The sequence below is a fragment of the Mesorhizobium sp. WSM1293 genome, assembly GCF_000513875.1.
GTDB lineage: Bacteria > Pseudomonadota > Alphaproteobacteria > Rhizobiales > Rhizobiaceae > Mesorhizobium > Mesorhizobium ciceri.
In genome coordinates this window covers 116,251-124,603 of sequence record NZ_AZUV01000018.1, presented here as the reverse complement: position 1 = coordinate 124,603, position 8,353 = coordinate 116,251, and the positions used below count along the sequence as shown (strand labels likewise).

Annotated in this window: 8 protein-coding genes; 3 read left to right on the top strand and 5 right to left on the bottom strand. The window is 64.2% G+C overall.

What is annotated here, in order from left to right:
- Positions 1-87: 87 nt before the first annotated feature.
- Entirely contained in the window at positions 88-759 is a 672-nt protein-coding gene (locus M729_RS0122180) for a ceramidase domain-containing protein (protein WP_024504962.1), read from the bottom strand.
- A gap of 172 nt (positions 760-931) precedes the next feature.
- Here M729_RS0122180 and M729_RS0122175 point away from each other — a divergent pair, with 172 nt between their 5' ends.
- Together M729_RS0122175 and M729_RS0122170 are read left to right on the top strand one after the other, a co-directional pair.
- Positions 932-1,717, top strand: coding sequence for a thioredoxin family protein (locus M729_RS0122175; RefSeq protein ID WP_013528826.1), 786 nt, complete (start codon positions 932-934; stop codon positions 1,715-1,717).
- 429 nt (positions 1,718-2,146) lie between these two features.
- Positions 2,147-2,530, top strand: coding sequence for a DUF2794 domain-containing protein (locus M729_RS0122170; RefSeq protein ID WP_013528825.1), 384 nt, complete (start codon positions 2,147-2,149; stop codon positions 2,528-2,530).
- Positions 2,531-2,661: 131 nt separating this feature from the next.
- On the opposite strand, the gene M729_RS0122165 is transcribed toward M729_RS0122170, so the two are convergent.
- The 4 genes from M729_RS0122165 to M729_RS0122150 all read right to left on the bottom strand — a co-directional run bounded on the left by M729_RS0122165 (position 2,662) and on the right by M729_RS0122150 (position 7,594).
- Positions 2,662-3,234: a GNAT family N-acetyltransferase gene (locus M729_RS0122165; RefSeq protein WP_027162889.1), complete on the bottom strand. Its 573-nt coding sequence runs from the start codon at positions 3,232-3,234 to the stop codon at positions 2,662-2,664.
- 108 nt (positions 3,235-3,342) lie between these two features.
- Positions 3,343-4,122 (bottom strand): Bax inhibitor-1/YccA family protein, encoded by a 780-nt coding sequence (locus M729_RS0122160; protein ID WP_013528823.1) that lies wholly within the window; start codon positions 4,120-4,122, stop codon positions 3,343-3,345.
- A 227-nt stretch (positions 4,123-4,349) separates the two neighbouring features.
- Positions 4,350-6,899: an ABC transporter permease gene (locus tag M729_RS0122155; protein ID WP_027162888.1), complete on the bottom strand. Its 2,550-nt coding sequence runs from the start codon at positions 6,897-6,899 to the stop codon at positions 4,350-4,352.
- Positions 6,899-7,594, bottom strand: a complete 696-nt coding sequence (locus tag M729_RS0122150) for an ABC transporter ATP-binding protein (protein WP_027162887.1) — start codon at positions 7,592-7,594, stop codon at positions 6,899-6,901. Before M729_RS0122150 ends, M729_RS0122155 begins: the two co-directional genes overlap by 1 nt.
- An 88-nt stretch (positions 7,595-7,682) precedes the next feature.
- On the opposite strand from M729_RS0122150, the gene M729_RS0122145 reads away from it, so the two are divergent.
- A complete protein-coding gene (locus tag M729_RS0122145; protein WP_027162886.1) occupies positions 7,683-8,327 on the top strand; it encodes an arylesterase in 645 nt (214 codons plus the stop codon).
- The last annotated feature ends 26 nt before the right edge of the window (positions 8,328-8,353 follow it).

Genomic DNA, 8,353 nt, shown 5'->3' with positions numbered 1-8,353 from the left:
TATTCCCCTATTCCCCTATTCCCCTATTCCCCTATTCCCCTATTCCCCTATTCCCCTATTCCCCTATTCCCCTATTCCCCTATTCCCCTATTCCCTTACTTTCGGCGCCCCAAACCGCGCCGCGGCGGCCAACAACACACCCAGCATCAGCCCGTTGAGGATGTGCCAGAGGAAGTGCGTGCCGAGCGGGAAGCCGCCGCAGACCAGCGGGTCGATCATCCGGCAGACGACGGACACCACGAAGATCGCCGACCCGGCCAGATTGTACCAGCCGGCGCGATTGCCGCTGGCGGCCACCAGCGCGCCGAAGAAGGCGAGCGCCAGGAACGGCGGCAGATAGCCCGTCGTGCCGTTCGACGCCTGGCGCAACCAGTCCGGCACGGCAACGGTTATCGCCCCGGCAATCACATAGAAGGCGATGAAGATGGCGATGGCTTTGCCCCATCGCATGCCGAGGAAGCGACGCAGATTGAACAGCGTGTAGGCCAGCGTGAAGCCGGCGATCGGCAGCACGTCGGCCCAGACCGTGCCCTTGGTGGCAAAAGTATGGAAGATCGTCGAGCCGATGCCGATCGCCACCACCCACCAGGCCAGCACCTCGGCGAAGGCGCCGGTGCCCAGCCTTCGCACCTCGCGCACGCCCCACAGGCCGGCGGCGATGAAGGCGAAGTTGGTCAGGGCGTTGACCGGTTCGGACCAGAATTCCGGGCCGGTCCGCTCGCAATAGAGGTCGACCGGCGCCAAAAACGTTTGCCACATCGCGATTGCCGCCCGAATCGGTTTCTATCCTGAAGCGCAGATCCTTCCTATTGCGCGGTTGCGGTCGGCTGCAACGGCAAAATTTCACCGCAACGTGACTTCCCGTTGACTTCCGGTTCTGCCACATATTTCAGCAATCAAGATAAAGCCGGCATCACCGGCGGGAATCGGAATGGCCATGGCCTCGCGAAAATCATTGTGGCTGGCAGCTCTTGCGCTGGCCTTCTCGGCGTCTGCCGGCGCCGGGCATGCCGGCGAATCCGATCGCGCCCAGACCGACCGGGTCCAGATCGAAAAGCCATTGGGCGTGGTCGAGCTGTTCACCAGCCAGGGCTGCAGTTCCTGCCCGCCGGCCGATACTCTGTTCTCCGAACTTGCCGCCAAGGAAGACATCGTCGCGCTCGCCTATCACGTCGACTACTGGGACTATCTCGGCTGGCAGGACACGCTCGGCCGCAAGGAGAACACCGAGCGGCAATACGACTATATGCGCGCCTTCGGCAGCCGCTCCGTCTATACGCCGCAGGCCGTCATCAATGGCCGCGTCCATGTCAACGGCGCCAACCGCGGCGAGGTCGATGGTGCGCTCGCCCGCATGGCCAAGAGCGGCGAAGGCATGCGCGTCGCCGTCAAGGTCAGCCGCACCAGCGATCGCGTGATGATCGACGCCGGCGATGCCGGCAACGGCCCCAGCGACGCCCATGTCGTCATCGTCTATTTCGACCCGCCGCAGACGGTCAAAGTCGGCGAGGGCGAAAATACCGGCCGCAAGATGACCTACTGGAACGCCGTCACCGGCATCCAGACCGCCGGCATGTGGCATGGCAAGGCACAGCGCTACGAACTGCCGATGAGCGAGATTGCCAAAAAGGGCGGCTGCGCCGTGCTGCTGCAGTCGGTCGGCAAGGACGGCATGCCCGGTCCCATTCTCGGCGCCGCATTCATCCACAAGCCTTGAGAGCGCTCAAACCCCTGCCGCGGTAGCGCGAAGGCTCACCTATCACCAGCCAATAAAAAACCGACGTCAGCTTGCTTCTGACGCCGGTCATTTAGGTTTTGGGATCGTCGCTCCCGGTTCTTCCGAAGAAGAGCCGAGGTTGGTTCGATCCGACGCAGACCCGTGGGCGGGGGGCTTGGGGTTTACGAGCCGGTGCCGGACCGAACCGTCTCAGGCAACGCCGGTAAATTCGTCGGACATTGGGGCATGAGCGCGGATAAAAAAAGGCAGAAATGTGGCGGAACATCACCAATTCCAACACGGCGTTTCATAAAAGTGACTGGACGTGACGGAAACGGCGCGGCGCGGGGCTCGGTTCGCCGGGCCTTGCAATTCAGTCGCGAACACGCCAACTTTGGTTGGCAAAGATTCATTTTGAAGGATCGAGGCATGACCGATGACAGTGGCGGGACGGGGGATGGGGACGCATCCGCAATAATCCCGCTGCACGAGGCGCGACGCGAACGTCTCGATCAGCCGGTGCGGTTCGATCGACGCGAGCTGGACCAGATCCTCAGGCTCTACGGACGCATGGTCGCCGCCAATGAATGGCGCGACTACGCCATCGATCATCTCGCCGACCGCGCTGTCTTTTCCGTCTTCCGCCGCACCAGCGAAGTGCCGCTGTTCCAGATCGTCAAGGATCCGAAACTGGCCCGCAAGCAGGGCGCCTTTGCCGTCATCGCCGCCGGCGGCCGCATCTTGAAACGCGGCCAGGAACTCGGCCGCGTGCTCGGTGTGTTCGACAGCAAGTTGAAGCTGGTCGAAGCCTGAGCAGGGAATTAGAGCAGGGGAATTGAAGAAATGGAGAATTGATGAGTTGAGAAAAGGCCTCGGCGTCATCTGTTGCCGCCGCTTCTTTTTATTCTTCAGTTCTTCAATTCCGCAATTCGTCAGTTCCTTCTTCAGTCCGCTCTAAGGCGAAACTTCCGCTCTGGCAGCGAACTCGGATCGGGCGGCGTCGAGGCACCGCCATTCAGGGACAGCTGCATGAACACCGTGTCCAGCCAGCGGCCGTGCTTGTAGCCGGAGCCTTCCAGGCGGCCCGAATGGCGAAAGCCGAGCTTTTCGTGCAGCCGCACCGAGGCGCTGTCGGGACGGCCATCGCCGATCACCGCGATGATCTGGCGAAAGCCCGCCGTCGTCACCGCCTCGATCAGGCTTTGCATCAGCTTGAGCCCGACGCCCTGGCCCTTGGCCTCGGGCGCGACATAGACCGAGTCCTCGACAATGAAGCGATAGGCCGGGCGTGGCCGGAAGGCACCGGCATAGGCGTAGCCGAGAACCGCGCCGTCCTTCTCCGCCACAAGGTAGGGAAAGCCGCCGGCCATCAGGCTGTCGAATCGAACACCCATCTCCGCGCGGCTCGGCGGCTCCAGCTCATAGCTCGCCGTGCCTTGGGCGACCGCGTCGGCGTAGATATCCGTGATGCTGTCGAGGTCGGCCGCTGTCGCCGGTCGAATCGTAATAGTGCTCATAATTTATGCGTGCCATTTCTCTGCTCGCGATAACAGCAAAGCCCGGCACAAAAGAAAAGGGCGGCCGTTGGGCCGCCCTTTTGGAACTCGATGGTCCAGCATGCTGAACTAGCGACGGTCGCCCATGAACTGCAACAGGAACATGAACAGGTTGATGAAGTCGAGATAGAGCGTCAGCGCGCCCATGATCGCCTTGCGGCCGGCGACGTCCGAACTGTCGCCCTCGAAATACATCTCCTTGATCTTCTGCGTGTCATAGGCGGTGAGGCCCGCGAAGACCAGCACGCCGATCGCCGACACGGCAAACGACAGCGCCGACGACTGCAGGAAGATGTTGATCACCGACGCGATGATGATGCCGAACACGCCCATGATCAGGAACGAGCCCATTGCCGTCAGGTCGCGCTTGGTGGTGTAGCCGAACAGCGACAGCGCACCGAAGGCGGCGGCCGTGGCGAAGAAGGTCTGTGAAATGCTGGCCGTGGTGTAGACCAGGAAGATCGAAGACAGCGACAGGCCGACGAGACCGGCATAGACCCAGAACGTCGTCTGCGCCGCCGAAACGCTCATCGACTGGACGCGGAACGACAGGAACAGCACGGCGGCCAGCGGCGCCAGCATCACCACCCAGCGCAGCGGCGAGCCGAAGATCGCGTAGCCGAAGGACGTCAGCATCTCGCCGCTCGGCAGCGTCGCGACAGCCGAAGCCGGATCGGTGGTGGTGGCCAGCATGATCGTGCCGACAGCGGCAAGACCGGTGATGAGGAGGCCAAGCCCCATCAGATTGTAAACCTTGATCATGTAGGCGCGCAGGCCCTGATCGATGTCGGCACCGACGCCGACGCCGGGCACGGCGCGCGTCTGGTAGTTGCGAATGGGATCAGCCATTGTAGTCCTCTATTGCTTCTGCCCCGTCCGGTGTCAGGTCCTTCCGGACCCAGGCGCCGCTGGCAGGGCTCCAGCATGCCTGTGGCGAAATATGATGGTTATTCGCGTCAAGAACAAGACCGTAACCGGATGTAACGGTTCGTGAGAGGGCGAAGCGCCGATTCCTCGGCTTTTCGGACGGCTTTCTTACCAAGATTTAATCCAGGGTGCCCGTTCCGGGCCTGTCGTCACAGGTTGCGCAGCACCGGTGCTGCCTTGTGGCCGAGCACCCGCCAGGTGCCGGCGAGACCAATGCCGACCGTGATCACCAGCGAAAACAGAATGGTTGCCACCGCCACCTCCGGCATGAAATGCGACGGCAGAGTCATGATGCGCGCGACGACGAACCAGGCGGCTGCGCTGCCCGCCGCCAGCGCGAAAATGGCGGTGGCCAGCCCGATCAGCATATATTCGAGCGAGAAGGCCGATATCAGCGTCGTGCGTGTCGCGCCCAGCGTCTTCAACACCACCGCATCATGGATGCGCGCCCGGTTGCCGGCTGCAAGCGCGCCGGCCAGCACCAGCACCGAAGCGATCAGCGCCACGCCAGCGGCCGCCCGGATCGCCGTGCCGAGCTGCCCGACCAGCCGGTTGACGACGTCGAGCGCGTCCTTGACCCGCACCGTCGTCACCGCCGGGAAGGCGCGGGTGACGGCGTTGAGGATGCGGGCGTCGTCGGCCGTCGATGCACTCTTTTCGGTCAGCGTCGCCATCCAGCCATGCGGGGCGCCCGCGAATGTGTTGGGCGAGAAGACCATGACGAAATTGATACCCATCGTCTCCCATTCGACTTGGCGGAAACTGGCGATCCTGGCCGTGACGTTGCGGCCCAGCACATTGACGGTGATGGTGTCGCCGAGCTTCAGCCCGATCTCCTTGCCTTCTTGCGCCGAAAACGAAACCAGCGGTTCGCCGCTGTAATTTTCGGGCCACCAACTGCCCTCGGTCAGCGTCGCGTTCTCCGGCTGCCTGGTGTCATAGGTCAGGCCGCGATCCCCCCTCAGCACCCAGGCGCCTTCCGCCGGCACCTTCACCTTGTCGACATCGACACCGTTCAGCGCCATCACCCGGCCGCGCAGCATCGGCACCTTGGCCAGCACGCCCTGCGGCGCCTCCTTGCCGATCAGCGCCGAGAAGGACGCGACATCGGCGCTCTGGATGTCGACGAAGAAGAAGTTCGGCGCTCGTTCCGGCAGGCTGCCCGAGATCTGTCGCCTGAGATTGCCGTCGATCAGCGCCAGCGTCACCAGCAGCGTCAGCCCGAGCCCAAGGGACAGCACCACCGATGGCGTCAGGGCGCCTGGCCGATGGATGTTGCCGATGGCGAGCCTGAGCGCCACGAAGCGCACGCGCGGGCTTTTCCTGGCCGCCCATTGCACCAGTGCGCCGACCGCGCGCAGCACCAGGAAGGCGAAGACGGTAGCGCCGACAAAGATCGAGGCGATGCGCTGGTCGCCCGAGAACAGAATGGCCAGCGCCGCAAGCAGCAGCGCGATGCCTATGGCCGCCGCGACATAGGCGGGGCGCGGCAAGCCGCGGCCTTCCAGCCCCATTTCGCGAAACAGCGCGGTTGCCGGCACGTCGCGGGTGCGGCCGAGCGGCAGCAGCGCGAAAGCCAACGTCACCAGCAGGCCGAACAGCGCCGCCATGCCGAGCGCGCCGGGATAGAAGCCGCCTTCGGCCGGCACCGGAATGACGGATTGCAAGGCCGCGCTCGCCGCGAAGGGCATTAGTGCGCCGAGCACAAGGCCCAGCACGATACCCAATCCGGCTATGATCAGGATCTGCACGAGATAGACGGCAAAGACGAAGCCGCCCGAAGCGCCCAGGCTCTTGAAGGTGGCGATGACGCCGCGCTTGCCGTCGAGATAGGCGCGCACCGCATTGGCGACGCCGACGCCGCCGACCACCAGCGCCGTCAGCCCGACCAGGGTCAGGAACTGCGAGAAGCGTTCGATGTTGGACGACAGCGCGGGCGCCGCGTTGCTGCGCGTGCGGATCGACCAGCCGGCTTCCGGAAAATCCGTGGCGGCCTGATCCTGGATGGCCTTGAGCCTCGTCTCGTCGGCGTCCGCCGGCAGCCGGATTTTGTAGGCATTCTCGACCAGGCTGCCCGGCTGGATCAGTCCAGTGGCCGCCAACCCTTCGGTCGAGATCATCAGCCTCGGCGCGAAGCCGAAACCGTCGGACACGGCGTCCGGTTCGGCGACCAGCTTGGCGCGCAGTTCGAAAGTGGCGGTGCCGAGCTTCAGCCGGTCGCCAGGCTTGACGTGCAACCGCTCGAACAGAAGATCGGGCGCTGCCGCACCGAAGACGCCGAACTCTTCGCCGAACAGTTCCTGTTTCGACAACGCCGGCTCGGTCTCCAGCGTGCCATAGAGCGGATAGACATGGTCGACCGCCTTGGCCTCGACCAGCGCCTGGTCGGATCCGTCGGCCAGACGCGCCATCGAACGCATGCTGGCGGTCCGCGAAACCGTGCCGAGCCCGTCAAGGAAGCTGCGCTCCGCCTGACTGGCGTCACGCTGGTTGATCTGGAAGCGAAGATCGCCGCCAAGCAGCGTCTGGCCCTGATTGGCGACACCGGCGGTGATCGAACGCGCCACCGAGTTGACGCCGCCGATGGCCGCGACGCCGAGCGCGATGCAGGCGAGGAAGATCAGGAAACCGGACAGGCCGCCGCGCATCTCGCGCAGCGAGAAGCGGACAGCGAGCCTCAACGTCCGGGACAGCGGCATCAGGCCGTCACCTTGACCGGCGCCGGTGCCTCGATCCGGCCCGAGCGCATCGAAACCTGGCGCGAACAGCGTGTCGCGAGCGCCGGATCATGCGTCACCAGCACCAGCGTCATGCCGCGCTCGGCCGCCTTCGCAAACAAGAGGTCGGCGACCTGCCGCCCGGTCGCCTGGTCCAGATTGCCGGTCGGCTCGTCGGCGATCAGGATGCGCGGCGACGGCGCCAATGCGCGGGCGATCGCCACGCGCTGCTGCTCGCCGCCCGACAATTCGCCGGGATAGTGGGTGACGCGGTCGCTGAGGCCAACCGCCGCCAGCTCGCGCGCCGCCACCGCGAACGGATCGGAATGGCCGGCCAGTTCCAGCGGCACCGCGACATTTTCGAGCGCCGTCATGTTGGGAATGAGATGGAAGGACTGGAACACGATGCCAATGTTTCGGCCACGAAACGAAGCAATCTGGTCCTCGCTTTTGCCGTTGAGCAGCTCGCCGGCGATTCGGACCACACCCGAATCGACCCTTTCCAGGCCTGCCAGGACCATCAGCAAGGTCGACTTGCCGGAACCCGAAGGTCCGACGATGCCGGTCGCCTCGCCGGTCGCCACATCGAGGCTCACCCCCTTCAGCACATGGACCGATGAAGCGCCCTCGCCAAGGGTCAGGGACACATCTTTCAGCGCGATGACGGCTTCTGTCAAAATGAAATCGTCCTATATCTGGGAATGAAGGCTCTGCTTGCCGGAAGCCGTCGACTGAAGAATTCCTAGCTCATATGGGGCCTGCCGCATGTCTTTCAAACGCAGTATTGCCGCAGGCTTGGTGGTTTTCCTCGCCATTTGCGGCGTCATGTCGTCGGCGCGTGCCGAGCCGTTCAAGATCGTCGGCTTCGGTGACAGCCTGATGGCGGGCTATGGCCTTGGACCCGACCAGGGCTTTACCGACAGGCTGCAGGCAGCGCTTGGCGCCAAAGGCCACGACGTGACCGTCGCCAATGCCGGCGTCTCCGGCGACACGACGAGCGGCGGCCTGGCGCGGCTTGACTGGTCGGTGCCGGACGGCACGCAGCTGGTCATCCTCGAACTCGGCGCCAACGACATGCTGCGCGGCGTCTCGCCCGACATCACCAAAAAGAACCTCGACGAGATGCTGAGCAAGCTGAAGCAGCGCAAGATTGCCGTGCTTCTGGCCGGCATGCGCGCCGCACCCAATCTCGGTCCCGACTACCAGAGCGCCTTCGACGCCATTTTCCCGGACCTGGCGAAGAAATACGACGTCGCGCTCTACCCGTTCTTTCTCGACGGCGTCGCCGGCCAGCCCGGCATGCAGCTCGAGGACGGCCTGCATCCGAGCGCACGAGGCGTCGACCAGATGGTCGAACGCATCCTGCCCGCGGTCGAGAAGGTGATCGCGGCGGTGCCGGGCGATTCCTAGCGGGTTGGAACTGTTTCCGCCCGGCG

Excerpts from the sequence above, each read along its gene's own strand:
- M729_RS0122145 (WP_027162886.1), top strand. The coding sequence starts at position 7,683 with ATGTCTTTCAAACGCAGTATTGCCGCAGGCTTGGTGGTTTTCCTCGCC.
- M729_RS0122165 (WP_027162889.1), bottom strand. The coding sequence starts at position 3,234 with ATGAGCACTATTACGATTCGACCGGCGACAGCGGCCGACCTCGACAGC.
- M729_RS0122160 (WP_013528823.1), bottom strand. The coding sequence starts at position 4,122 with ATGGCTGATCCCATTCGCAACTACCAGACGCGCGCCGTGCCCGGCGTC.
- M729_RS0122175 (WP_013528826.1), top strand. The coding sequence starts at position 932 with ATGGCCATGGCCTCGCGAAAATCATTGTGGCTGGCAGCTCTTGCGCTG.
- M729_RS0122155 (WP_027162888.1), bottom strand. The coding sequence starts at position 6,899 with ATGCCGCTGTCCCGGACGTTGAGGCTCGCTGTCCGCTTCTCGCTGCGC.
- M729_RS0122180 (WP_024504962.1), bottom strand. The coding sequence starts at position 759 with ATGTGGCAAACGTTTTTGGCGCCGGTCGACCTCTATTGCGAGCGGACC.
- M729_RS0122170 (WP_013528825.1), top strand. The coding sequence starts at position 2,147 with ATGACCGATGACAGTGGCGGGACGGGGGATGGGGACGCATCCGCAATA.